Source organism: Chitinophaga sedimenti, assembly GCF_023156195.1.
Classification (GTDB): domain Bacteria; phylum Bacteroidota; class Bacteroidia; order Chitinophagales; family Chitinophagaceae; genus Chitinophaga; species Chitinophaga sedimenti.
Window position 1 is genome coordinate 4,096,162 of the sequence record NZ_JAKUKA010000001.1, and the last position, 24,714, is coordinate 4,120,875.

Annotated in this window: 29 protein-coding genes, 2 tRNA genes and 2 pseudogenes; 15 read left to right on the top strand and 18 right to left on the bottom strand. The window is 49.1% G+C overall.

Annotated features, from left to right (window positions below):
* The first annotated feature begins 26 nt into the window (after positions 1–26).
* Together MKQ70_RS23320 and MKQ70_RS23325 are read left to right on the top strand one after the other, a co-directional pair.
* Positions 27–1,019 carry a sugar phosphate nucleotidyltransferase gene (locus MKQ70_RS23320; protein ID WP_248074646.1) on the top strand — a complete coding sequence of 331 codons (993 nt, stop codon included), beginning with the start codon at positions 27–29 and terminating at the stop codon, positions 1,017–1,019.
* Positions 1,020–1,088: 69 nt separating this feature from the next.
* On the top strand, positions 1,089–2,030 hold the full coding sequence (locus MKQ70_RS23325; RefSeq protein ID WP_248074648.1) for an NAD(P)H-dependent flavin oxidoreductase: 942 nt from the start codon (positions 1,089–1,091) through the stop codon (positions 2,028–2,030).
* An 89-nt stretch (positions 2,031–2,119) separates the two neighbouring features.
* On the opposite strand, the gene MKQ70_RS23330 is transcribed toward MKQ70_RS23325, so the two are convergent.
* From MKQ70_RS23330 to MKQ70_RS23390, 13 genes are all read right to left on the bottom strand, one after another.
* Positions 2,120–2,737 carry a peroxiredoxin family protein gene (locus MKQ70_RS23330; protein ID WP_248074649.1) on the bottom strand — a complete coding sequence of 206 codons (618 nt, stop codon included), beginning with the start codon at positions 2,735–2,737 and terminating at the stop codon, positions 2,120–2,122.
* Entirely contained in the window at positions 2,686–2,913 is a 228-nt protein-coding gene (locus tag MKQ70_RS23335; protein ID WP_248074651.1) for a hypothetical protein, read from the bottom strand. Before MKQ70_RS23335 ends, MKQ70_RS23330 begins: the two co-directional genes overlap by 52 nt.
* A gap of 32 nt (positions 2,914–2,945) precedes the next feature.
* A complete protein-coding gene (locus MKQ70_RS23340; RefSeq protein ID WP_248074653.1) occupies positions 2,946–3,260 on the bottom strand; it encodes a DUF4369 domain-containing protein in 315 nt (104 codons plus the stop codon).
* A gap of 27 nt (positions 3,261–3,287) precedes the next feature.
* Positions 3,288–4,304 carry a hypothetical protein gene (locus MKQ70_RS23345; protein WP_248074655.1) on the bottom strand — a complete coding sequence of 339 codons (1,017 nt, stop codon included), beginning with the start codon at positions 4,302–4,304 and terminating at the stop codon, positions 3,288–3,290.
* Complete coding sequence (locus MKQ70_RS23350; RefSeq protein ID WP_248074657.1) at positions 4,304–4,696, bottom strand: PKD-like family lipoprotein; 393 nt, start codon at positions 4,694–4,696, stop codon at positions 4,304–4,306. Before MKQ70_RS23350 ends, MKQ70_RS23345 begins: the two co-directional genes overlap by 1 nt.
* Before the next feature lie 18 nt (positions 4,697–4,714).
* A complete protein-coding gene (locus tag MKQ70_RS23355; RefSeq protein WP_248074658.1) occupies positions 4,715–5,560 on the bottom strand; it encodes a DUF4843 domain-containing protein in 846 nt (281 codons plus the stop codon).
* A gap of 14 nt (positions 5,561–5,574) precedes the next feature.
* The gene (locus MKQ70_RS23360; protein WP_248074660.1) at positions 5,575–5,751 is read right to left on the bottom strand and encodes a hypothetical protein; all 177 of its coding nucleotides are present in this window, start codon (positions 5,749–5,751) and stop codon (positions 5,575–5,577) included.
* 71 nt (positions 5,752–5,822) lie between these two features.
* Entirely contained in the window at positions 5,823–6,614 is a 792-nt protein-coding gene (locus MKQ70_RS23365) for a hypothetical protein (protein WP_248074662.1), read from the bottom strand.
* Between the two features lie 50 nt (positions 6,615–6,664).
* Positions 6,665–7,045, bottom strand: a complete 381-nt coding sequence (locus MKQ70_RS23370) for a RagB/SusD family nutrient uptake outer membrane protein (RefSeq protein ID WP_248074664.1) — start codon at positions 7,043–7,045, stop codon at positions 6,665–6,667.
* Positions 7,046–7,056: 11 nt separating this feature from the next.
* Positions 7,057–8,793, bottom strand: a complete 1,737-nt coding sequence (locus tag MKQ70_RS23375; protein WP_248074666.1) for a TonB-dependent receptor domain-containing protein — start codon at positions 8,791–8,793, stop codon at positions 7,057–7,059.
* Between the two features lie 5 nt (positions 8,794–8,798).
* Complete coding sequence (locus MKQ70_RS23380; RefSeq protein ID WP_248074668.1) at positions 8,799–10,571, bottom strand: carboxypeptidase-like regulatory domain-containing protein; 1,773 nt, start codon at positions 10,569–10,571, stop codon at positions 8,799–8,801.
* Positions 10,572–10,755: 184 nt separating this feature from the next.
* Positions 10,756–11,805 (bottom strand): FecR family protein, encoded by a 1,050-nt coding sequence (locus tag MKQ70_RS23385; protein ID WP_248074670.1) that lies wholly within the window; start codon positions 11,803–11,805, stop codon positions 10,756–10,758.
* 91 nt (positions 11,806–11,896) lie between these two features.
* Positions 11,897–12,478, bottom strand: coding sequence for an RNA polymerase sigma factor (locus MKQ70_RS23390; RefSeq protein ID WP_248074673.1), 582 nt, complete (start codon positions 12,476–12,478; stop codon positions 11,897–11,899).
* A 163-nt stretch (positions 12,479–12,641) separates the two neighbouring features.
* Here MKQ70_RS23390 and MKQ70_RS39320 point away from each other — a divergent pair, with 163 nt between their 5' ends.
* The 11 genes from MKQ70_RS39320 to MKQ70_RS23440 all read left to right on the top strand — a co-directional run bounded on the left by MKQ70_RS39320 (position 12,642) and on the right by MKQ70_RS23440 (position 20,636).
* Positions 12,642–12,770, top strand: coding sequence for a hypothetical protein (locus tag MKQ70_RS39320; RefSeq protein ID WP_282456680.1), 129 nt, complete (start codon positions 12,642–12,644; stop codon positions 12,768–12,770).
* Between the two features lie 47 nt (positions 12,771–12,817).
* Positions 12,818–13,519: an MBL fold metallo-hydrolase gene (locus MKQ70_RS23395; RefSeq protein ID WP_372490024.1), complete on the top strand. Its 702-nt coding sequence runs from the start codon at positions 12,818–12,820 to the stop codon at positions 13,517–13,519.
* 46 nt (positions 13,520–13,565) lie between these two features.
* Entirely contained in the window at positions 13,566–14,453 is an 888-nt protein-coding gene (locus MKQ70_RS23400) for an AraC family transcriptional regulator (RefSeq protein ID WP_248074675.1), read from the top strand.
* A 109-nt stretch (positions 14,454–14,562) separates the two neighbouring features.
* Positions 14,563–14,973: a hypothetical protein gene (locus MKQ70_RS23405; RefSeq protein ID WP_248074677.1), complete on the top strand. Its 411-nt coding sequence runs from the start codon at positions 14,563–14,565 to the stop codon at positions 14,971–14,973.
* 2 nt (positions 14,974–14,975) lie between these two features.
* A complete protein-coding gene (locus MKQ70_RS23410; protein ID WP_248074678.1) occupies positions 14,976–15,281 on the top strand; it encodes a DUF3817 domain-containing protein in 306 nt (101 codons plus the stop codon).
* 615 nt (positions 15,282–15,896) lie between these two features.
* A complete protein-coding gene (locus MKQ70_RS23415) occupies positions 15,897–16,256 on the top strand; it encodes a carboxypeptidase-like regulatory domain-containing protein (protein ID WP_248074680.1) in 360 nt (119 codons plus the stop codon).
* A 41-nt stretch (positions 16,257–16,297) separates the two neighbouring features.
* Positions 16,298–17,863: a SusC/RagA family TonB-linked outer membrane protein gene (locus MKQ70_RS23420; protein ID WP_248074682.1), complete on the top strand. Its 1,566-nt coding sequence runs from the start codon at positions 16,298–16,300 to the stop codon at positions 17,861–17,863.
* A 29-nt stretch (positions 17,864–17,892) separates the two neighbouring features.
* Positions 17,893–18,558, top strand: a complete 666-nt coding sequence (locus MKQ70_RS23425; protein ID WP_248081584.1) for a TonB-dependent receptor domain-containing protein — start codon at positions 17,893–17,895, stop codon at positions 18,556–18,558.
* A 188-nt stretch (positions 18,559–18,746) separates the two neighbouring features.
* The gene (locus tag MKQ70_RS23430; protein WP_248074683.1) at positions 18,747–18,899 is read left to right on the top strand and encodes a hypothetical protein; all 153 of its coding nucleotides are present in this window, start codon (positions 18,747–18,749) and stop codon (positions 18,897–18,899) included.
* Positions 18,865–19,170, top strand: coding sequence for a hypothetical protein (locus MKQ70_RS23435; RefSeq protein ID WP_248074685.1), 306 nt, complete (start codon positions 18,865–18,867; stop codon positions 19,168–19,170). The genes MKQ70_RS23430 and MKQ70_RS23435 overlap by 35 nt, the downstream gene beginning before the upstream one ends.
* On the top strand, positions 19,167–20,636 hold the full coding sequence (locus MKQ70_RS23440) for a RagB/SusD family nutrient uptake outer membrane protein (RefSeq protein ID WP_248074688.1): 1,470 nt from the start codon (positions 19,167–19,169) through the stop codon (positions 20,634–20,636). The genes MKQ70_RS23435 and MKQ70_RS23440 overlap by 4 nt, the downstream gene beginning before the upstream one ends.
* A gap of 58 nt (positions 20,637–20,694) precedes the next feature.
* Here MKQ70_RS23440 and MKQ70_RS23445 read toward each other — a convergent pair whose 3' ends face one another.
* From MKQ70_RS23445 to dnaA, 5 genes and pseudogenes are all read right to left on the bottom strand, one after another.
* Positions 20,695–20,895, bottom strand: a complete 201-nt coding sequence (locus tag MKQ70_RS23445; RefSeq protein WP_248074690.1) for a hypothetical protein — start codon at positions 20,893–20,895, stop codon at positions 20,695–20,697.
* Between the two features lie 56 nt (positions 20,896–20,951).
* Complete coding sequence (locus MKQ70_RS23450) at positions 20,952–21,668, bottom strand: terpene synthase family protein (protein ID WP_248074692.1); 717 nt, start codon at positions 21,666–21,668, stop codon at positions 20,952–20,954.
* 181 nt (positions 21,669–21,849) lie between these two features.
* Positions 21,850–21,924: transfer RNA gene (locus MKQ70_RS23455), tRNA-Pro, on the bottom strand.
* A gap of 20 nt (positions 21,925–21,944) precedes the next feature.
* Positions 21,945–22,033 (bottom strand) — tRNA-Ser (locus MKQ70_RS23460).
* 136 nt (positions 22,034–22,169) lie between these two features.
* Positions 22,170–23,602, bottom strand: a pseudogene (dnaA, locus tag MKQ70_RS23465) (chromosomal replication initiator protein DnaA).
* Between the two features lie 601 nt (positions 23,603–24,203).
* Here dnaA and MKQ70_RS41420 point away from each other — a divergent pair.
* Positions 24,204–24,314, top strand: a pseudogene (locus tag MKQ70_RS41420) (DUF3127 domain-containing protein); the annotation flags it as partial.
* Positions 24,315–24,342: 28 nt separating this feature from the next.
* On the top strand, positions 24,343–24,690 hold the full coding sequence (locus MKQ70_RS41425; RefSeq protein WP_248081888.1) for a hypothetical protein: 348 nt from the start codon (positions 24,343–24,345) through the stop codon (positions 24,688–24,690).
* Positions 24,691–24,714: the final 24 nt, after the last annotated feature.

The window sequence follows — 24,714 nt, forward strand, 5'->3', positions numbered from 1 at the left end:
CCAAGTCAGTATAATCTAAATCATCAATGAAAGCAATCATACCGGTAGCCGGAGCTGGCACCAAGCTCCGACCGCATACATATACGCAACCTAAAGCCCTTATTCCCTTAGCTGGCAAAACCATTCTCAGTATTATCATAGACCAGCTGGTGGAAGCAGGTATCTCGGAATTCGTGTTCGTGGTCGGCTACCTGGGCGAAAAGATCCAGCACTACGTAGAAAAGAAATATCCCACGCTTACCTGCCACTTTGTACAGCAGAACAGCCGCGAAGGCACCGGACACGCCATCCTGCTCACCCGCGAAGTTGTTGGCACCGACGAAATCCTTATCGTGCTCGGCGATACCATCGTAGAAACCGACCTGAAGGAAATTATCGCCGCCCCCGTATCGCAATTGTGTGTAAAGAAAGTGGACGATCCCCGCAACTTCGGCGTAGCCGAGATGCTGGACAGCGGTAACATTTCCCGCGTAGTGGAGAAGCCACAAATACCTAAATCGAACCTCGCCCTGGTGGGCGTATATAAAATACGCGAAACGGCACAGCTGTACAGCTGCCTGGAAGATAACTACCAGCGACAGATCAAGTCGCACGACGAGTTTCAGCTTACAGATGCGCTGGAATGCATGATCCAGCACGGCGTGAAGTTCAACGCATTCAAAGTGGCCAACTGGTTCGACTGCGGCCGTAAAGACACGCTGCTCGACACCAACGCCACCCTGCTCAAAAAATACAAGGCCGCCAACAACCCGGTACTTCCTTACGAAAATACCATCATCATTCCTCCCGTGAGCATTGGTGAAGGCTGCAATATCAAAAACTCCATCATCGGTCCCAATGTGGCCATTGGCGATAACACGGTGGTGAGTTATTCTATCGTAAAAGACTCCATCATCGGTTCTTTCAGCAACCTGTACGAAGTAGTACTGAAGTCGTCGCTGATAGGCAGCGACGCCAACATCCGCGGCCTTAGCCAGAGCCTTAACATCGGCGATAATACAGAAATCGATCTCGGATAAATCCCTGCCTTAAATGCATTGAAGGACCGCTTCGTTGTACGAAGCGGTCCTTTTTCGTTACATTTAAAGATGAACAACCGTATCACCCAACTCTTTCATATCGACTACCCGATCATCCAGGCCGGCATGATCTGGGCCAGCGGCTGGCGACTGGCCAGCGCGGTCAGCAACGCCGGAGGACTGGGCCTGCTGGGCGCGGGCAGCATGTATCCGCATGTATTACGCGAGCACATCCAAAAATGTAAGGCAGCTACCGATAAACCATTTGGTGTAAACCTGCCCCTCCTTTACCCGGACATCGATCAACATATACAGATCATACAGGAAGAAGGTGTAAAGATCGTTTTCACCTCTGCGGGCAATCCCAAAACCTGGACGCCGGTACTTAAGGCCGCAGGCATCACGGTGGTACACGTAGTTTCCAGCTCCAAATTCGCACTTAAAAGCCAGGATGCAGGGGTAGATGCCGTGGTGGCCGAAGGCTTCGAAGCCGGCGGTCATAATGGCCGCGAAGAAACTACCACTATGGTACTGATACCGGCCGTGCGCGATGCCATACACATTCCATTAATCGCCGCAGGCGGTATAGGCGACGGCCGGGCTATGGCCGCTGCATTTGCATTGGGCGCCGAAGGGGTGCAGGTAGGCAGCCGCTTCGTAGCTACGCCCGAGGCTTCTTCGCATATCAACTTTAAGCAAGCCGTAGTACAAGCGCAGGAAGGCGACACCCTCTTGTCGATGAAAAAGCTCACACCTGTGCGCCTACTGAAGAACGACTTTTATGAGGCGGTACGCGAAGCGGAAGCCGGCGGCGCTACGCCGGAAGCATTACAAACGTTGCTGGGCAGGGGGCGCGCGAAGAAAGGAATGTTCGAGGGAGCGCTCGAAGAGGGGGAGCTGGAAATCGGGCAGGTAAGCGCTTTGGTCAAAGACATTCGCCCGGCAGCGCAGGTGGTGCAGGAAATATGGGAAGGATTCCTCCAAACCAGCAAGCGACTCAGCACATTATAAATAAGAAAAGCCTCGCAGCATGACGCTGCAAGGCTTTCTCAGGGTTCTCTAAATGGCTTTGTTGTTTTTTTTTTGCGATGAATCTAAACTCAATTGGAGATCACCTCTTCTAATTTCTTCTGCAATTCCTCACCACGAAGGTTCTTCGCAATTATTTTGCCGGTCGGGTCTATCAGGTAATTAGTAGGCACGCCGCGTACGCCGTACATGCGCGCTACGTTGTTATCCCAGTACTTCAGGTCGGATACGTGGGTCCATGCGCTCAGCCCATCCTGTTCGATCGCTTTCAGCCAGGCCGCTTTGTTGCCTTCTTTATCCAGCGACACGCTCAGCACCGTAAAGTTTTTATCCTTAAACTGGTTGAACGCTTTTACGACAAACGGGTTCTCCTGGCGGCAAGGCCCGCACCAGCTGGCCCAGAAGTCGAGTAAAATATACTTACCACGGAAGTCGGACAACTTTACCGGTTTGTCATTTACATCGTTCTGTGTAAAGTCCGGCGCCTGTTTACCTTCTATCAACGCCTTTTCTTTATTCATTGCTTCCGCAAATTCACGACCAGCGGGTGTCATGCGCAGCTCGTCGCTCAAACTGCTGAACAGCGGTTCAATTACCGTCATGTCCATATTGTTCATCACCGACACTTCCTTCAATGCTACGAGACTAAAGAAAGAAGATGGATTTTCCTGTATGAACTTCGCCTGCAATGCTTTCTTTTCATTGATAGCAGCGCGGAAACGGGCATCCAGTTTTTACGGAATTCCTCCTCCCCTTTCTGCTCATCCGGCACCGCGTTAAAATCGCGATTAATACCGGCCATGGCAGAATCGAATGCGGAGATGTACGCTTTGTAACGATCGTACTCCTTGTTCAGCGGCGACACTACTTTCGCATCATCCAGCCGCGTTACACCTGCTATACTGATGTTGCCGGGTTCCGGTACAGCAGGTGCCTGTCCATGTTCATCATGCCCTGCGCACCCATGCCTTCACCGGTGTGGTCCAGCACCATCATGGCCAGCACGGGAGCTTTCACCGTACCCTTAAACTGGAATGTCCCGTTCTTCAGCACTACCGAATCCAGGGTAGACACGCCATTTTCTCTTTTATCGAGATAAGCCTTTACAGGAGCATTCAGTTTGCCGATCTTTCCTTTTATCACAAACGCTTTTTCCTGTGCGAAAGTTATCGCGGGAAGAGCGCATAACGCGGTGATCACCAGTCGTCTCATTTGCTTCATTTAATTTTGTTGTAATAGCTATTCACGTACAGCCACATCTTTCGGGCTGCCCGGTATTCCCTCTATCTTTTTGATGAAAGCACCATTGCGGCCGGTGCTGATATCGAGATAAGTCACCGTACCCTCGGTACCTACCAGCATCAGGTCGCCATTGTTCAGCACTTTGATCATGGTGACTGTTTTACCGCCAAAGTCGGTGGCCAGCTGCCTGATCTCATCGTTGAGCGGATTGTAGCGATAAATTTTATCATCCGCACTGAAGTAGAAATCTTTCTCGATACCTTTCGCCCATACCGTATTGGCTTTAATGCGGCCATTCAGCGGAGAGGTACGTGCCTTACGGGCGCGGAAAATATCGGAGCTGTTAAAGTTTACACTGAAGTACAGTTCTTTGATTTTTATTCCCGCACTGTCCATAAACGCATACATATCATCATCCGTAAAACGTTCCATGTGCACCAGGCTCATTTTTAAGTTTTTCGGGTTGAAGAGGGAGTCGCGTACGGTGTACGTTGTATCGATGTAAGATCTGCCGGCGAAACGAATAAAGGCCTGGCGGGTATTGTCATAACCCAGGATGTACGACTGCGCTTCGGTCATATTATCGAGCACCATCGGGCCTACATTGTAACGACCATTCACGGGTGCGCCGAGGAAACCAAAATAAGTGGCGAAAGGAGCAGTTTCAAAAGCACCGAAATAAATCTTATTGTTGATTATGGCCATCAGCGTACCGTCGTTCAGCACTTTAAAGTTTCCATTATCGAAGCTCTCGGGCGGACCAAAGAAGAAATCTTTCAGGAAACGGGTACGGCGAAGCGTGGCAACATCCAGCTGCACGGCGCCGGTCTTATAAGTAAGCCAGTAGGAAGAAATAGCACCGTTGTTGTAATACAGACTGCGCATTACGTTGATCTGCTGCGCATTCGGCGGCAGGTCTTCTCCGTTCATCGCTTTATACAAATCAGCCTGCAAAGAACCATCCACCTTTACAAAAGAAAAGTGAGACTTATCTGCGCTGGAGCTCAGCACCATCAGCCCTTTGGTAAACTCTGTATTACCCGGATACCGAAGTTGTAGAAGTATTTCATACCATTGGAACTATCGGTCAGGATCATCAATGCAGGATAATACTTTGCACCCAGACCAAATACCATGCGCAGCGATTTACCATCGTACTCGTACGACCTCATTTCGTCAGACACCATGATTTTCCAGTGGCAGGAGTAGTTGGCTTTACCGGAGGCCAGTTTCACTTCCGGCGTGATGATAAGACTATCGCCTACCATGGCCTGAAACGTACTGTCTACCAGTTTTAACACCACAGGATCCGGCACCTCTTTGTAATCGTAATCGCCGAGATCGCGGGAGCAGGCTGCCATCAAAAGCAATGCACCTGCCGCTATAAACATTGATAATTTCTTCATGAAAAATGATTTGATTGATTACATGGCCGGGATAACCCTGTTACCCGATTCGTCCATAAAATAATAAGTGTTGTCGGCCGTATTCAGCTGGTAGGTGTACTTCGTAGACGGATTACCTTTGCTGTAAAACTCCTTCTTCGTAGCACTTATCGTTTCGAGTACATAACCTTCATCCTTATGCGTATCTATCCACAGCTGCGCATCTCTCAGGAAGCCCGCGAACACGCGGCCGTACGTGAGCACCAGCGGCGTTACCTGCCAATCCTGGTTAGTTTCCGGCAGCGAAGTAGCCTTCGTGCTGATGTAAAACAGTTCGTGGCGTACACGGGAATAAGAACCGAGCATGCTGCCCCAAACATCCCACCAGATGGGTTTCACCAGCTGGTTAGAGAATATCACTTTCGCCGTATCCCAACCTTTCTGATTGGCGCCGAAGTCTGCAGACTCCACCAACTTCAGTTTCAAACGTACCGCACCTGTTTTCAAAGCAGGATCAGTATTTAAAAGAATGATAGGCACTTTCTGCTTGCCGGAATCCGCCGGCAGGATATATTCTGCTTTCAGTGCTTCATAGTGTTTACCGGCAACGGCGGTGGTAGCCGAATCGATTACGCCCAGTTTAAACACGCGGTTTACCGACTGGCGGATGCCGGATATACGCACCGGCAGCCATACCGTATCCGAGGCTTTATCCGGGAACAGTGCGAACGAAAACGTAACGCTGTCCGTGCGCACATTGGTTACCGGGTTTACAAAATCAAAATAAATATTATCGGGCGAGGTATAAACCTGCTCCTGGTCGGACTTCTTACAGGAGAAGCAACATACGCTGCATATCAAAACCAGTGTTAAAAGATGTTTCATCTTACTTAATATTTTTACCTGTTACCGTATGCAATTTCATCATCAGGGAAAGGAAGCACGAACTTGTCGCGACCCGCCGGAATTACCACACCGGATTGTCCGGGGAAGCTCATGTTCAGGCGTTTGTACATGTACCAGATCTGCCCCTCGCCAAAAAATTCCTTGCGCGCTTCTTTCACGAGTTCGGCCATGAATACCGTTTTAGATGGATCATTCAGTTCCGTACCTATACCGCGGTTAAAGCGTACATCATTAAAGTACTTCAGGCTTTTGCCGCATCCTTGTCGAATGTAGCTTCCGCAGCGATGTAATACATCTCGCTCAGGCGAATGCAGGGCACCATTAAAGGATGCAGATTATCGTCCTGTCTTTTATACTTATCTACCTGCATAAAAGAACCGGCGGAACCCGCTGTTTCTGTAAACCATTGCTTGTAACGGTTATCGTCGCCACCTGCGCCACCTGTTTCGTACACGGTACGGCTTTCAGCAGGAGAAATGTAGAGGCTCTGCCCTTCACCACGACGATAAATATCATTGAGCCTGTCTCTCAGGAAACCGGGACCGGCCAGGCCGAAAATCAGTTCTTTATACAGGATCCTGTCGCGCAGCGTTTCATCAGCATTCACAAAATCCACCTTTTTGGTCCAGGGGAATTTCTGCGAATTGATTACTTCCTCCGCATATTTCAGCGCATTTTCCTTATCTCCCTTATACAGACTTACACGAGCCATCAGCGCGGTTACCGCGTAGTAATTCATGCGGTGGCGACGGTTCTGAATAAACATATCGTTACCCTGTACCTCGGTAGAAGAATCGGTAGCGAACTCGTAGCCCACTTTGTATCCTTCGGCAAGAATCGGATCGTATTCGCGGAGTAAATTGCGGGCTTCCTGCAGGTCGAGCATTACAGAGTCTACCACCCCTTTCACGGTATTGATCTTAGACACCTTATTGCTGAACGCTGTTACATAGGGAACACCTTTTTCACCGGCGCCGGTTAAATAAGACGGCGCAAACAAACGGAGCGCGTCGAAGTGACAGTAAGCGCGCATGGCGAGTGCTTCACCTTTTACCAGTGCGTGTGTGCGCGGCGTTAGCAGCGTTACCTTTTATCAACATAAGAAAGTACAATATTGGCGTTGGCAATTACATTGTAAAGCCCCTCCCATATATCGTCGCGGCGATCCATGAAAGTGCTGTTCTTAAAGTTGAACAACATGGTTTCACGGTAATTCCAGCCGTTTTGGTAGCCGATGGAGTAGTTCTGCGACAATACTTCCGGGATACCGGCAATCATTTCGCGACCATACAGATTTTCGATTACTGCGCGGCTGTATAAACCGTTGATCGCATCTTTGAAACCATCTTCCTTGCTGAACAGTACTTCCTGCTCCACTTCGGACTCCGGCCGCACATCCAGCCATTTCTTACAGGACGTAAGCGCAACGGCTGCTGTTATTATGAGAATATAATATCTTTTCATCTTAAATCTTTTTAGAACCTGGTTGAAAGTGCGAACGTAAAGTTCCTTGCAAACGGATAATCGATACCTCTTTCTGCTTTGATGCTGGACCAGTAAGCCAGGTCGTTCATCGTAATGGAGCAGCGCAGACTTTTTACTTTCAGCCTGGAGTAGAAGCTCTGTGGCGCATCATAAGATAAATAAACCGACTTCAGCTCCACACGATTTTCGTCCTGGATAAAGCGGGAAGTGGTGCGGGTTTCGTCCCTGTTCGCGATGTCTTTATAGAACGTTACGTCGCCGGGTTTCTTCCAGCGCTGGCTCATCGCCCTTGAATCTACGTTGAACCATGGGTTCGCATTCTCTACGCGGTCGAGCAGCGTCTGGTTGTAGTAGTCACCACCAAACTTGGTGTAAAAACTCACTTCCAGCATAAAGTTGCCCCATACCACATTACCGCCGAAGTAACCGTCCATGAACGGTGTTGAGTTGCCTACCGCTACGGTGTTACGTACATCATATTCATAGGTGCGTTTGCCATCGAGCGTCAGGAATACTTCACGGCCGTTCTCCGGGTCGATGCCCAAAGACCTTACTGCATAATAAGTGTAAACAGATTCACCTTCCTTATAACGCAGCAGTGGCACAGAGCGCAGCTCATCCTTCTCATTCTGTTGCTTATCTACTTCGTCGTTATAGGCTTTTAACGCGTCGGAGATTTTGGTGATCTCGTTGCGGTTGTGGGTAAAGCTACCGTTCAGGTTTACAGAAAAGTTACGCTTGCGGATCACATTGGCGCGCAGGTTTACTTCCCAACCCTCGTTCACCATTTCACCCATATTTTCCTTATAAGAATTGAAACCGGTGGATGGCGGCGTGTTTACGTCGGCCAGCAGGTCTTTGGTATGCTTATAATAATAACGGGGAGAAAAATAAACGCGGTCCTTGAACAGGCCGATCTCTGCACCGAGGTCGTAGTTATTGGTACGCTGCCATTTGAGCGAAGAGTTACCATAAGCAGTAAACACAGCGCCCACGCCGGTAGAATACCAGTCACCCGTATAATAACTGTAAGTAGTGTTGGATAAATAAGCAGGGAAGTTTACGTCGCCCGTTAAACCCGTAGTGGCACGCAATTTCAACTGGCTTACGAACGTATTGCGCAGGAATTCTTCGTTGTGCAGGTTCCAGCCCAGACCGTAAGACCAGAAAGTAGCCATCCTTGACTCAGAACCGAATTTGGAAGAACCGTCCGTACGCAGGGTTGCATCCATCAGGAAGCGGTTCTGGTAAGAGTAGTTCAGCGTACCGAACCAGCCAGCCAGTCTTTCTTCCGTTTTATCGCCCCCTGGCGCCTTATCTGCATACTTACGCGCGAAATTGATGCCGGTGAAACGATCGTTCGTAAAGCCGATCGCCTCGATAGATTTGCGGTCGCTCTTACGCATCTGCATACTGCTACCGAGCGCCACGTTGAAATTACTTTTACCCAACGTTTTGTTGTAGTTCAGCGTCAGGTTACCGTCCATCTGCGTTTCGTTCATCGCGTCGAAATTATACTGACCACGATCTTTCAGATCATTGCCGGTTTTATCATAAAACGCGTTGCTCAGTGGAGAAGCAAACTTGTTGGCTTCTGTGGTTCTCTTCGTTAAGCTGATATTACCCAGCACTTTTAAAGCAGGGGAGATATTATACTCTGCCGAAAAGTTATCGATAAACTCGAGATATTCGATCTTATTGAAATTACCAATCTGGCCTTCCCACATAGGGTTCAGGGTGGTCGCCTTTTTAGCAGCGTTCCCGTTGCTGGCATCGCGGTAGTTCCGGTGTCTGCTTCACGGATCAGGCGGCCCATGGAATCTTTCAGCGGATAGTACGGGTTCATGTTCACAAAAGTGGAGAAGGAGCCGTACGGTGATTCCGTTCCTTTTACCTGTGAGATATTAAAGTTGTTGCGGAACATGATCCTGTTATTATCCAGGTTGTACGACAACTGCGTGCCCAGGCTGTAACGGTCACGGCCAGAGCCTTTCATCACGCCTTTGTTCGTCTGGTAACGGGCATCCACACCGTAACGGATGGCTTTTGAACCGCCCTGTACAGAGATGGAATGTTTGTGACCGAGATCATTGGAAATGGGTTGGGCCAGCCAGTAAGTGTTTACGCCGGACAGGATGTTTTTGTATTTGCTGTAATAGATCTCCTGTAACTTATCTGCATCGTCCACACCATTTTCGGTATAGAGTCCGGCCAGTTTCTCATACTCCAGTTTATCTTTTCCTTTCAGCACGCTGTAGGCAGAGAGATCCGGCGTATTCAGGTTCATCTCATAGTTATAGAATACCTGCAGCTGTCCTTCCGGTGGTGCTTTGGTGATGAACACCAGTACACCGTTGGAACCGCGGGAACCGTAAACTGCTGTAGCCGCCGCATCTTTCAACAGGGTCACCGAGGCAATACGGTTAATGTCCAGGTCCCAGATGGTTTGCAGACCAACCTGGTAACCATCGAGCATAAACATCGGCATGTTGGTTACTGTCGCCATCTGGTTGCGGCTCAGGGTTACATTGTTCCCTGCGGGCAACGCGGTAGAACCACGCATGTTGATGTTGGGCAGCTGGTTGGGGTTAGAACCTGCCAGGTTATTCTCCACCAGTTTGAACGAAGGATCAAACGACTGGATACTCTGGAGGATGTTCTGACTATTAAACCGTTTTAGCTCATCGCCCGTAATAGTGAGGGCCGAGCCTGTATAATTATTTTTATCGATCTTCTGGTAACCGGTGATCACCACGTCTTTCATGGACTGGATATCATTTTCCAGCTTCACGTTGAGGGCGATGTTGCGGGTAAGCGTATACTCGAATGGCTTGTAGCCGATCATGCGGAACACGACTACAGCATTTTCGCGCACGTTGGTCAGTATGTATTTACCTTCATTATTGGTAGTCATACCGGTGCTGGTGCCCTTTATAAACACAGATGCGCCGGGGATAGGAGCGCCCGCGGCATCGGTAACCGTACCTGAAATGGTGTATACCTTCACCTGTTGCAGCAGGTGGTCGGGAACGGGCGGAAAGCTGATGGCTGTCTGCGGAGCGCCTACGGGGCGTAAATCACCGCTGCGCGCCGGTACAGGTTGTACGGGAGCGACAGGTTGCAGCTTTTCTCTTTTGTAAATGATGTAATGGTCGGAAGCCGCTTCTTCAGCTTCGAGGCCCAGTGGCTCGAGGAACTTGTTCAGGTAGTCGATCAATTTTACAGAAGCAGCTTTGGCGGCAGGTGTTTCTGCACTAATGCCGTTAACAGTGTTGCCCGTGTAGTTGATCTTCACTTTGTACTTGTGCTCCATGTCGGCCAGTACAGCTTTCAGCGGAGGGCCCTGCTTAAAGTTCATGGCAATATCATTTTGCCTGAAAGTAGCGGCCAGCGTGAAATTGTGGCGGACATTGGCCGCAGCCTGCGCCGTGGTAAACGTTCCCAGCTGCATGAGCAGGGCAAGGGCGACCCCTCCTTTGACGCAACCGGCGTTGAATTCTGCCATAGCTTTAGATTTAGGTTGGTGGTTGTTTTTACAGTTGTTACGATAAGTCATCTTTGCATTTAACTTAAGATTCCCTGAACTTTTTACTACATACTTAGAGGCAAGGCATAGCCTGTCCGCTCTTTACGCGGAAACTCTAAAAAAGGCTATATCGATGTTAATACTTGGTTCTTACGCTGATGTTCTATTGCTGGCTAATCTCGTACACGCCATCTCCTGTTTTACTGATCTTGATCTCGAATGACCTGGATAATGTTTTAAAGAACACATCAATATTGTCCATCGGGATGCTACCCGTAAATGTTTGCCCGTTAAGGGCTGTGTCCTGGAGGCTAATAACGACGCCCATATTGTCGTGCAGTGATTTGATGACGTCCGCGACCGGTGTGTCATGAAAGGTCAGCACATTGGTGCGCCAGGATGAGTATTCTTCCGGGTTTACGCGTTTTGCGGCCAGTTCGGCTGTGGCAGCGGAATACACGATCATATCGCCCGGTTTCATGGTAATAGGTTGATGTTGATGCGAAGCAGGCACCTTATCGCCATTCAGCTTCAGCTTTACCACACCATTATTTAAGACCACCTGGGTTTTTACCCGGCGGGTATTCACATTAAACTCTGTACCCACCACCTGTATGTCTACATCATTTGTGTGCACGACAAACTGCTGGTTATTGCTTTTGTGCATTACGCTGAAAAAGGCTTCGCCGGTTACCCACACTTCGCGGGCAACATCGTTGCTCCATTCCTTTTCATAACTGATGGTGGAATTTACGTTCAGCCGCACTACCGAATTATCGGGCAGTACGATCGTTTTCATTTCTCCCATGGCAGTGGAAAAGGTTTCCTTTTTGCCGGGATACAGGAAAAATGTGGCGATCAGTATGCCAACGAAAGCAGCGGCGTAGGCCACCCAGCGGTAATTACGCTTTGCGGGTTGCGGTGTACCGGGCATTTGCACTACCCGTGCACCCTGTGTTTCGCTGTTGCCGGTATCAATTGTATGTTGAATGCGGTTCCATACCTGGGCCTCGTCGCTGGCCGAAGCCTGCGTGCCGGTATTGGCCATCAGCTCAGGATAGCCCGGGCCTCTAAAGCACGTTCCCGCACACCGATTTTTTTCCTCCATCCACGTTTCCCAAAACGTGGCGGCGGCTTCATCCTGCTCCAACACCCACATACGAAAAGACGGGTGCTCCAAAAATTCTTCGATGGTATAGTCCCTGAACGTCATTATTGATACTTATCTATACAAAGAGAGAAATGGTTGATTTCTTAGCGTGTTTTCTTAAATATTTTTGAACTTCTAATCAACTTAAAATGAGTTAGTTAGAAAGCAGTATAATCGCCAGTAGCAATAACTGGTCGCTGTTTTTCTTTAAAAAGTTAAGTGCTTTGGAAAGTAATACGTAGGTAGAATTAACGCTGAGCGACATGATCGCGGCTGTTTCCTTGGTGTCGAAGCCTTCGTAGTAACGCAGGTAAAGAATTTCCTGCTGGCGGCGCGGCAGCTTGGTCATTACAGCGGCCAGTTTGCGGCGGCGCTCCTGGTCGGCCTGGCGACCGATCATCACTTCTTCGTGCGAACCGGTGAACTGAATACCCGCAGCGTCGCCATCGAACAGCTGCTGTAGTAAACCTTTCCGGGCCAGGCTCGAAATCCTGCGTTTCAGGCTGGCCATCAAGTAATACTTAATATTATCAGTAACAGATAAACGCGCCCTTCCCAGCCAGATGCTCACGAACAAATCGTGAATGCAATCCTTCACCAGGCTTTCGTCCGGGTTAAACCGGGCGCCATAATTAAAAAGGGAATGGAAATAGCGGCTGTATATGAAAGCAAGGGCATCCTTGTCACCTTCAATTACTTTGGTCCAAAGCTCTTTATCATTCAGGCTGCCGTACAATTCGTCCGGGTTTAAAATTTGGTCGTTTTTGTTTGCGGTATTATAATTCAAGCCCTCTAAAGATAGGAACACCTTGATTAGTATCCAACTAATCTGATAGACAAAAGCCGGGAATACTTCTCACATTCACGCCATTCAACATATGATTTGTACCTTTATCCTGATGAAACTCACGATCAGCGGCTATTCTACCGCACTTTTCGCCACCTGGTACTTTATTGACGAACTGGGAATTTTACTGGATGCCGGCGACGGCCTCACCTCCTCGCTGCTGCAAAAAGCCGGAAAGTAACGCATGCTTTCATTTCTCATGCCGACCGCGATCATTTAACCGGACTGGTGCAATTCAACCAGCTGAACGCACGCGAAGGCTATCCCATTATCCACTACCCGGCCAGCAGCCTGTCGTTCCCTTTCATGGCCGACTTTACACAGCGCTTCGATCCACATACCGGCGGTACGCGCTGGCGCGCCGTTACCCCGCGCGACGAAATAAAAGTGAAGGACGATATACTTGTACAACCGTTCCGCAACAGTCATGTCCCCGCGCCGGAAAACACACGGAAGAGCCTCGGTTATAAGATATTTCAAACCAAACGTAAGCTGAAACCCGAACTGGCCGGCCTGTCCGGCGAGCAGATCCGTCAATATGCAATTGAACACGGTAAAGAAAGCACCAGCACGGAAGTGCGCACCAACCTGCTCACCTACTCCGGCGACACGCCGGTAGAAGATCCTGCCCGGTACGATGGCGCGAAAATCCTTATCCATGAAGCCACCTTCCTCGGCGACGATGGCGACCTCCACACCAACAGTCACCGCAATAAACACAGTCGCCTCGAAGCCGTAATAGACATGGTAAGCGGCATTCATATAGAAAAACTGATGCTCGGACATTTCTCGTCGCGATACTCCGCCGAAGAAATTGACCGTGACATACAATATTTGTGCAACAAGTACGCCATCAACATACCTGTATATCGCATTTTACCTGGCCAAACGGCGTTCGATATTTTGAACGGCCAGCCGGTAAACAGGTAACACCTGCCGGGCTGGCCGTTGCCCGGTCAGCAAAACTATCGGCGTAATGCACATTAAAACCTACGCTCCCAGAGCGTTTACCGAAAAATTCATGCCGTCGGCGGAACTGCAGCAGCAACTGAAAGGACTGCCCGGCCCCTTTTTTATCATCCGCCTGGAAGAGATGTATTACCGGCTGCAGCAAGCCGTGCCACCATCGCGCAGCCCGACGCACAGCTGCCTGTTTGTTACGTCCGGCTGTGCTAACATGCGCATCGGTGACCAGTCGTACAGCGCTGCTCCGCAACAGTTGCTGTTCGTGCCCGCGGGCGCTGTTTTTTCTTTTGATACAAATGACGAGGTAACAGGATATATCATCAACTTTTCCGAAACACTGTTTACCGGCAAACTCTTTAACCACACCGTGCTGCGCGAGTTCAGTTTCCTTCGCTTATGGGGCGAACTGCTGATTGAGCCGAACGCAACATCGGCCGCATTTATCCGCCAGCTGCTCGAACGTTTGCTGGAAGAGTTCAATACACACGCCTTACAGCGCCCCGACCTCATCCAATCTTACTGCAGCGCGCTGTTGTGCGAAGTGCGGCATGCGGGCGAGCCGCCTGCAATACCGGCGCAAACAGGAGCGGCACAAATTACAGCGCGGTTCCGCGAGTTGCTGTTCAGCCATTTAAAAACCTGCCGATTAGCTTCTGACTATGCAGCACGGCTCCACGTATCGCCCAACCACCTGAATAAATCCGTAAAGGCGATGACGGGCAAATCGGTGAACCGGTGTATTCATGAAGCCATTGTATTACAGGCGAAGGCATTGCTGAGCCAGGGCAGTTTCCCGATCAGCGAGGTCGCCGCCGAGGTGGGATTGGAAGATCCATCTTACTTTGCCCGGCTGTTCCGGCAGTACGATGGACTTACCCCAGCGCCTTCCGCCGGATGATTGAAAAGTCCGGATCAACGCCGGGGATGTCCTAGTTACAGCGCGGGTTCCGTTACAGCTTTGCAAGATGTATCCATATTTACTATTTGCACATTCGGGATTGCGGTGGATGGTGGTGATAAGCCTGGTGCTGGCGATCTTCGCCGGTATACGCGGATTGCTCGGCCATCGTGCTTTTACCCCGCGCATCAACACGTTGCGGCACATCACGGCCACCATTGCACACCTGCAATTGATGGTGGGCTTTACCCTTTACTTTAAGAGTCCCATCGTTGCCTATTTCCGCTCGCATACACACGACACCGCGTACGCCTTTTTCGGCTGGATACACATCCTGCTGATGACGATTGCCGTCGTACTGATCACCATAGGATCGTCGGCAGCCAAACGAGCACAGGACGATCGTCACAAATACCTGGTGATGACTGCGTGGTTCGCAATAGCGGCGGTAGTTATTTTCATTGCGGTGCCCTGGCCGTTTTCTCCGCTGGCGCAGCGTCCTTACCTCAGAATTATATAATCATGTTACAACTGCTCAAAACAAAAATCGGAAGGCTGCGTATTATCAGCTTCCTCGAAGGTATTTCTTTGCTAGTGCTCGTGTTTATTGCGGTGCCCCTGAAATACGGATGGAATGATCCCACTTGGGTAAAGGCAATAGGGCCGGTACACGGCGCATTGTTTCTTTTATTTATCCTGAATACGATCAGTGTGGGTGTGGAGTATCGATGGAAGTTCCGCGATACTACATGGAAGGTTTTGCTGGCGTGTATTATTCCCTTTGGAACTTTTTATGTGGATAGTAGAATATTGAGGAGATATCAATAGCTGTTGAAGGAATGCTTATTGATAATATCTTCTTTAGAAAATACTAATAGCTGTTGCAGGAATGCAGTAACACCGGTACACTGCATTCCCCTGTATTTCATTCACTGCTCCCGTGTAGCAGTCGCCTCCTACCCCAAACAGATATACGTTACAACATCTTTTCATCACAAGCAAACACCCCACTGCGGCGACTCCACGCCCAAACCGCCGATTATAAAATTATCTACCCGATCGCTTTGTTTCCATAAAATAAATCCTAATTTTATGCCGGTATGAATAACTTCCCCAGTCGATAGCTAAATCGATTTTTTAGAGAAGTCCACGTGAAAAGATAATATCAACTGAGAAAAAACCTAAGACTCGCGAAGATCGGCCGCCCCAGGCGATGATATTAATGATGTTCTATTAATAACCAAAAATCAAATTGCTCATGAAATTCACAGCGATCATCCCACTTTTCCTCGATAGCTAAATCGATTTAATATTTAGCTATTTCTGTATGCCATAGAACGAATCATCACTCGTTCAGGAAAATCTTTTGCTGCGATGGCCCAACCATCGTAGTGGGATTGTTATGCCCGCACTCAACACCTATTCATCACAAATTCAGCGACTATGAAAAGAATGACTACACTTTATCCCCGGTTGCTCCTGTGCCTGCTGCTACAGCTGTGCGCAGTCGCCGCCTTTTCCCAGACGCGCCCGGTAACGGGACGTGTGGTAGACAGCATCGGTCAGGCCCTGCCCGGTGTGACCATCCAGGCCAAGGGCACCACCATCGGCACGCAAACACAGCCTGATGGTTCCTTTGCCTTTAACGTACCCGACAACATCAAGGTGCTCGTTTTCTCAATGGTAGGATTCCGCACCACCGAAGCGCCGATTACTGCCGGAGGCATGACGGTAAGTCTCAAAGCCAACTCCAGCGCCCTGCAGGACGTGGTGATCGTAGGTTACGGTACGCAGAAAAAGTAACAGTAACCGGCGCCATATCGTCCGTTGCCACAAAAGAACTGTTGCAAAGTCCCGTGTCGAACCTGACGAACGCCCTGGCAGGCCGGCTGCCCGGACTCATCACCACACAGCGTTCGGGCGAACCGGGCGTAGATGCGTCTACGTTATACATCCGCGGTATCGCCACCACCGGTACGGCTACGCCGCTCATCATCGTGGATGGCGTGGAACGTCCAATCGACTATGTAGATCCGAACGACATCGCCACGTTCAGTATCCTGAAAGATGCGGCTTCCACCGCGGTATTCGGCATGCGCGGTGCGAATGGCGTAGTACTGGTGACCACCAAACGCGGTAGCGTAGGCGCGCCTTCCGTAAGCCTTACATTACAGGGTGGCTACCAGGAAGCCAACAAAATGCCGAAATACCTCGGCTCCTACGACTATGCCCGCCTGCGCAACGAAGCCGTGAAAAACGACAACCCGAACGCCACCATGCCGTTCTCCAACGAACAGCTGGAAGGCTTTAAAAATGGTACACTTCCGAACACGGACTATTACGACTTCATCATGCAGGCATCGCCGCAGAGCTCTGCCAACCTGAATATTTCAGGTGGCGCCCCGAACGTGCGCTATTATATTTCTGCCGGCTACAGCCGCTATGCGGGTAACTACAAATATGTAAAAGACAACCCCGAGGGCAACAATACCAACTCTATTCAAAGCAGGTATAACCTGCGCGCAAACGTAGACGTAGACATTACCAAAACGACGCTGGTAAGCGTAGACATTGCGGGATTGCTGGCGGCCAGGAATGCGCCGAACACCTCCGCGGCCACTATTATGAACCTGGCGAACAGGCTTCCACCCACTAACCCAATCTTCAATCCGAATAAATCGTTGTTTGGTACCGGCACCTATACGCAAAACATTTATGGCGAAGTAACCAACAAAGGCTACCAGGTGTATTACAACAGCACCATCCAGGGTACCTTCTCCGCCCGCCAGAAACTTGATTTCTGGGTGAAGGGTTTATCAGTAAGAGGCGCTATTTCGTTTGACAATACCTTTCTGCCATTCACTACCTACGGCCGCAACTACGCTGTATTTATGCCGTTATATAACGCACAGGGACAAATTACCGGGTACCAGCAAACAGGCGCGGACACCAAGATCGACCCTAACGGTTCGCTCAGCTACCGCGATCATAACCGCCGTACTTACGGCGAGGTATCCATCAACTATGACAGGAGCTTTGGCAAACATGCCGTTACAGGTATGATCATGGGCAACCGTCAGAAAGATGTGATCCAGTCGCGCATTCCTTACGCGAAACAATCACTGATGGCCAGGGCTACCTACAACTACGACCTGCGTTATTTGTTCGAAGTAAGTGCGGCCTACCACGGTTCAGAGAACTTCCCGAAAGGACAACGCTATGGTTTGTTCCCGGCAGTATCGGCGGGCTGGGTAGCTTCTGAAGAAAGCTTCCTCAAAGGCAATCAAACCCTCAGTTATTTGAAACTGCGTGGCTCTTACGGCGAAGTAGGTAACGACCAGGGGGCGACCGTTTCCTGTGGTTTACTTCATGGGCCGGTGCGACACAGTACTATTTTGGAACGAGTGTAACGCAGGCAAATGGCTGGGCGCAGGGCGCTATCGGCAACCCGAACGTTACCTGGGAGCGTGGCAGGAAAGGCAACGTAGGTATCGAAACAAAATTCTGGGGTGATGCATTTGGCTTTACCGCCGACTTCTTCCACGAAAAAAGGTCTGATATCCTCTCCGGCAGAAACACACTCACAGATGTTTATGGCCAGAGCGTTAAGCAACAGAACATAGGCGTGGTGGTAAACAGAGGGTTTGATTTTGAGATCGTTCACCAGAAACGTTTCGGCAAATTCAACTACTCGCTTAAGCCCAACGTAACATTTGCCCGTAATAAAATTCTTGAGTATGATGAGCAGCCACGCGCTTATCCATGGATGCGCCGTACCGGTCACCCCGTGGGTACTAAGTTTGGTCTGCTGTACGATGGCCTGTTCATCGACGCCGCCGATATCAGCAAACGGCCGCAACAACGTTTCTCCGGCACCGTATATCCCGGCGATATCAAATACAAAGACCTTAACAACGATAACGTAGTAGATGCGTTTGACGAAACAGTAATTGGTTATTCCCGCACACCGGAACTGATGTACGGCGCGGTAATACAGGCGGGCTGGAATGGTATTGATGTAACGATGTTGTTCGGGGAGCCGCGCGTGCAGATGTACGCCTGGACAACGAAGCAGCTTATGAATTCTTCCAGGAAGGAAAAGTAAAACCTTTCCACCTGAACCGCTGGACGCCTGAAACCGCTGCCACTGCAATTTATCCAAGACTGCACTACGGTAAAAACGAAAACAACCACCGGTCATCCGACTTCTGGGTAAGAAGCGCCGCTTACACCCGCCTCAAAAATGCGGAAATCGGCTACACCTTCCCACGAGCGCTCGTGAACCGCTGGAAAATGAAAGGCGCCCGCGTGTACGCCAACGGCACCAACCTGATTACCTGGGATAAATTATCCGACTTCGACGTGGATCCGGAAACCGGCGATGGCAATGCCGCCATGTACCCGATACAGCGTGTGTTCAACTTCGGCATCAACGTTAGCTTCTAATTCTAAAACGCATCAACATGAAAAAACTATCTTTTATAAAATACTAACGGGTATACTGTTTGCGGGTACGCTCAGTTCCTGCGAGAAGGGCTTCCTCGACCGGGCGGCCACCAACCAGCAGCAGGACAAAGACATCTTTTCGAACTTTACGGTCACCGACCAGGTGGTGAACAACCTGTACTCCCGCACACCGCGTGTGCTGCGTTATGTAGGCGGAAACTCCATGCTGTCATCAGCCACCGATGAATCAAAAGATGCATCTACCGGATGAATACCTTTCGTTTTAATAACGGTTCCTGGTCGGGCAACGATAACCCGATCGGCAACTCATGGCGCGATTGTTATGTGGCGATCAGGCAGGCAAATTCCATCCTGGAAGGGATCGCGAAGTACAACACGCCCGATGATCCGAACAACCCCGGCTCTTTACAAAGAAGAAGGGGCGAAGTGTTTTTCCTGCGCGCGTATTTCCTGGCCGAGCTGATGAAGCAATTCGGCGGCGTGCTGATTATCACCAAAACCATCGAGATCAACGACCTGGTAACGCTGAACGGCGCGCGCAGCACGTACGACAGTTGCCTGGCGCAGGTGATCAAAGATTGCGACTCCGCTTATAACCTGTTGCCTGCCATCAACGAAAACCACAACGTCGGCAGGATAACGAAAGGGGTAACATTGGCCCTCAAATCGAGAATGACGCTGTATGCCGCCAGCCCACTCTGGGCCATTGCAGGCAAAACCAGTTACATGGGGAATATTACGCCAGATAAAACGGCGTCCGACCCAGACAAATGGGCCGCTGCCGCAGCAGCTGCGAAAGCTGTGCTGGATTTCAAAGCAGACGGCGCGCCGGTATATGTGCTGGAACCTACGCTGGCAGCGCGACAGGAAATCTTCCTGTCCAAAGCGCTCACCAGTAAAGAAGTAATCTGGATGCGTATGCGCGACGATGACCGGGGACTTGATCAATATATGTTCCCCTTCGGAAGCTCCGGCTGGTCGGGTGCTTCACCTTCACAAAACCTGGCTGGTGATTATGAAATGCTGGCCACCAGCTTAGTCCCTGCTGCACCAGGATCAGGTTACGATCCCGCCAATCCTTTTGTAGGACGTGATCCGCGGTTTTACACAGACATCCTGTACAACCAGGCCACCTTAAAAGGCCGCAAGCTCGAGTACTGGTCTAAGACAGATGTATGGCCTGTGGGCAAAGATGAAATGAGCACTGCCACAGACCATAGCCGTACCGGTTATACCATGCGTAAGCTCATTAACCCCGAAGCAACTATTGGTCAGAGTTCGCGCCAGATACACGGTATCGTGTACCGCCTCGCAGAATTTTACCTGAACTACGCGGAAGCACAAAATGAGGTACTTCCCGCGCCCGATCAGAGCGTGTATGACGCCATTAACGCGGTGCGCAGCAGGGCGGGCGTAAAACCCTTCATTGTAGGCTCTATGACCAAAGAGCAAATGCGCGATGCCGTGCGTCATGAAAGAAGGATTGAACTGGCGTTTGAAGGGCACCGCTTCTGGGATGTTCGTCGCTGGAAAATTGCAGCCGAAACAGAACCGGTGTTATGGGGGATGAAGACGACGAGGAATGCAGATGGTTCGTTTACATATGAAGTGGTGAAGGTAGAGGACAGGCCGTTTGCGCCAAGAATGTATATGATACCGATTACGCAGGATGAAACGTTGCGTAATCCGAATCTGAAGCAGAATCCGGAATGGTAATTTATTGATAGCTTGTCACAAAGCGAAAGGTCCTGCTCTTTTGTGGAGCGGGACCTTTTTATGTAATAATCTCCCGCATATCGGACACCGCGTGGCCTCCCGTGGTATACCGCCCCGTATAATTCAATGTCCAATCCAGGTAACCGCTGATCATAAACTGAAGGTTTGCCACATAATCTTGAACAACCAGGTTATATACGCCGAAATCCGGAAGACTGTCAGATAATTCCATCAACCGGTCAACATCGCTGTCATGCATACTCAAAACACTTAAAGCTGCCTCCGTGGAAGAACATTGTTGAACATGCCCGGTAATTAGCACGGAATTGAGCACGTCCATATTCTTTCTTTCCTCGTCAACAGAAAAAGATCATTGCACCATATGAGAATTCTGCAAACCAGCAATTCAATTTCCCGGATCACGGGATGCCCGATCACTGAATCTGGAAGCTGCCCGGCCGTTATTACTTCCGCAAGGTTGGTCATAATATCAACATTTACGGACCGAAGCCTGATATCGAGATAAGTATTCATGTCAGGATAGATTCCGCTGCTTCGATAATGCGATTCCTCCGCCAGTCCGGAGAAGTAAGAGGCAAGACTTTTACAGAAGCGTTTTTCCAACCACTCCTTCCCTGCAATTGCAAGCAATTGTTCCCGCATCTCCGGAAGGGCATTTAACAAAGGAGTTTCAACCGCCGGTTTATTGCCCAGCAACACTCGTAATGCTGCGTCCCCGATTTCCTCAATAACCGCCGGCGCGCTCCATTCAAACTTATCGTCGACCGCAAAAGTCCACATAAAAACACGGCATATTGCTTCCAAATGAGTGCGTCCTGCTTTAGGGAAAATACAACCGGCACAGTACCCGATATGGGTATTTCGATACTTATCTCTGGCCTTTTCCGAAAGAAACGAATAGTTATCAGCTATCAACGTGATAATATCATTATCCATTTCGGCAGCATGGGGATTTCTCTCTGCGGAAAACGGGTAACGTACCTGAACACGGGGATTAAATGGCAACATCATCAAAATACTTTTGGGCTATGAAAGAATGATTGCTTTTACAGTTAGCATACAACGATACAGCCTTCATCAAGCAACATTGAAATATTCAGAGAGAAGATACGGATAATGATGTGACATTATTTCGCGGGATAATTAACTAAAACGAAAAAAGTCACCAGCAGGCTGATGACTTTTTCTTTAGTCGGGATGGCAAGATTCGAACTTGCGACCTCCTGCTCCCAAAGCAGGCGCGATAACCGGACTACGCTACATCCCGAACTTAATTCCGGTGTTCAGCGGTGAGGGAGGGATTCGAACCCTCGGTACAGTTTGACCCGTACGCCGGTTTAGCAAACCGGTCCTTTCGGCCACTCAGGCACCTCACCGTAACCCGTTTGAAGGGGATGCAAAAATAGGAATATTTTGTAAAACTCCAAAAGTGATTTCACTTTTTTAAAATAAAAATGCCGGAAGCATTTTCCGGCATTCAAAGATCTTGTTTTTTCAGCGGTATAATCGGTGCTACATGGCCGCCAGCTGTACTTTCTGCTGCAGTTCCACTACACTATCTCTAAAAGTGTTATCGGTATCCATAAGGTCTTTCACTGTCTGGCAAGAGTGTATCACGGTAGTGTGATCACGTCCGCCGAAATGCTCGCCGATGGTTTTAAGCGAGTTTTTGGTAAATGATTTCGCCAGGTACATGGTAATCTGACGAGCCTGTACAATCTCACGTTTACGCGTTTTCTGCAGGAGTTTGTCGTACGGTACATCAAAGTATTCGCACACCATCTTCTGAATGCTGTCGATCGTGATTTCTTTAGAAGATGTTTTCACGAAAGACTTCAATACGCGCTTGGCCAGCTCCAGGTCAATTTCCTTGCGGTTGAGCGACGATTGCGCCAACAGGGAAATAAGTGCGCCTTCCAGTTCGCGTACATTGCTCTGGATGTTGTATGCTACATATTTGATTACTTCCTTCGGCATTTCCAGTCCATCGTTACGCATTTTCATCTCGAGGATTTCCATACGTGTTTCGAAGTCGGGCAGCTGAATATCTGCACTGAGGCCCCAACGGAAGCGGCTGAGCAAACGCTCCTGCACACCGTCCAGGTCTTTCGGCGGCTTATCGGAAGTAAGGATCAGTTGTTTGCCGCTTTGGTGCAGGTGGTTAAAGATGGCGAAGAACGCATCCTGTGACTTTTCTGCGCGGGCAAAAAACTGTATATCGTCAACGATCAGTACATCGATGAGCTGATAGAAGTGAATGAAGTCGTTAATTATATTGTTCTTCGAGTGATCGATGAACTGGTTGATAAACTTTTCGGCGCTCACATACAACACCGCTTTATTCGGTGCCTGACGCTTTACTTCGTTACCAATAGCCTGAGCAAGGTGTGTTTTCCCCAAACCAACACCGCCATATATTACCAGCGGGTTAAAAGAAGTACCTCCAGGTTTGTCGCTCACCGTTTTACCGGCACGACGCGCCACGCGGTTTGAATCGCCTTCGATAAACATTTCGAAGGTATAATTCGGATTCAGCTGCGAATCGATCTGCACACGTTTAATACCGGAATCACGAACGGATTCTTGACCGGGTTCTGGATCGTCAGCGGAAAATCTACTTCACTATCTTTTTGAGGTTTGGAAAACTGCGTTGGCATGTTCACAGTCTTCGGATGCTGGTGGGGTGTTCCATTCTCCACTACTATTCGGTACTCCAGCCGCGCTTCTTTTCCCAATTCACGCTTTATTGTTTTCCCTAATAAACCTACATAGTGCTCTTCGAGATATTCGTAAAAAAACTGACTTGGTACCTGGATGGTTAAAACATTGTTCTCAAGCTTGATAGGTTTTATTGGTTCAAACCATGTTTTAAACGGCTGCCACTCCACTATATCCCTGATTATATTCAGACACCTTTCCCAAACTTGTTCGCAAGTTTTATTCATTTAGTAAAAAATAATTATTCGTTTATTAATTAGGGTGTTCTCGAATACAAACTTTTCAACGTAGGCTGTTGAAAAATTATTGACAGGATGACGAATATCTGTAGAAAATGTTGAAAAAAAAATTTATCTAACCTTGTTTATTAATCAACAATTACAGAGTGTCATACACTGCGGCCCCCTTCTTACCATTCCTCTGAAACCTACTTCCAGTCGACGTTTCAGCCCTTCAGGATGCTAAACCCGATGCTAAATTATACACACATCATTCACAATCACTTCCATACATTAATTACATCTTTTACTACTTTACTATACCCTTACAGGTAAAATAACATTGCCCAGTACAGTCACCGCTTCAGCTCCCTCCCGAACCACTTCATAAAGGTCCATTTTTGGGGGCCAATAGTATACCCTTAGTTACCGGGGCGGCAAAGGTCGTGTAATTTTGGAAGGATGCAAGCGTTTTGTGTAATAACTTGTGGAAAAATTTATTTTCTGCTGACGAAAGCGAATGACTTATCTTTGGGCGCACTGAACTTTTTAAATCAATTTTGCTATGAGTTTTGAAATTACCGGAAAGCTGGTTGTAAAGTATAATACAATGCAACGCAGCGAAACGTTTAAGACGAGAGAATTTGTGATCGAGAAATCCGACGACATCAACGGCCGTATCATCACTAACTATATAAAGTTCCGGGCAGTTCAGGACAGGACAGCGATAGTTGACCGTTTTAACGAAGGTGAAACGGTTAAGGTTTATTTTAATATCAGGTACCCGCTGGGAAAAAGACGGCAAGGTAAACTACATCACCAACCTGGACGCATGGCGTATGGAAGCAATGATGCAGGACGCAGGCACAGGTGGCGACCGCATGCCGGACTATAACGCCCCCAGGCGCCCTCCTTCAACGGTGGCGGCGGCGACGATCTCCCGTTCTAATCCGAAAGACGATTCTCTCTATACAAGCCGTACCAAACCAGGTGCGGCTTTTCTTATTATATACAGATACCGCACCCAACCATACAACTCCCCGCCAGTCTGTCAGCCCCACTGTCATACGTTATGCTTATCTTTGCCCCTGTTTTAGGATAAATACCTAACCGGCTACATC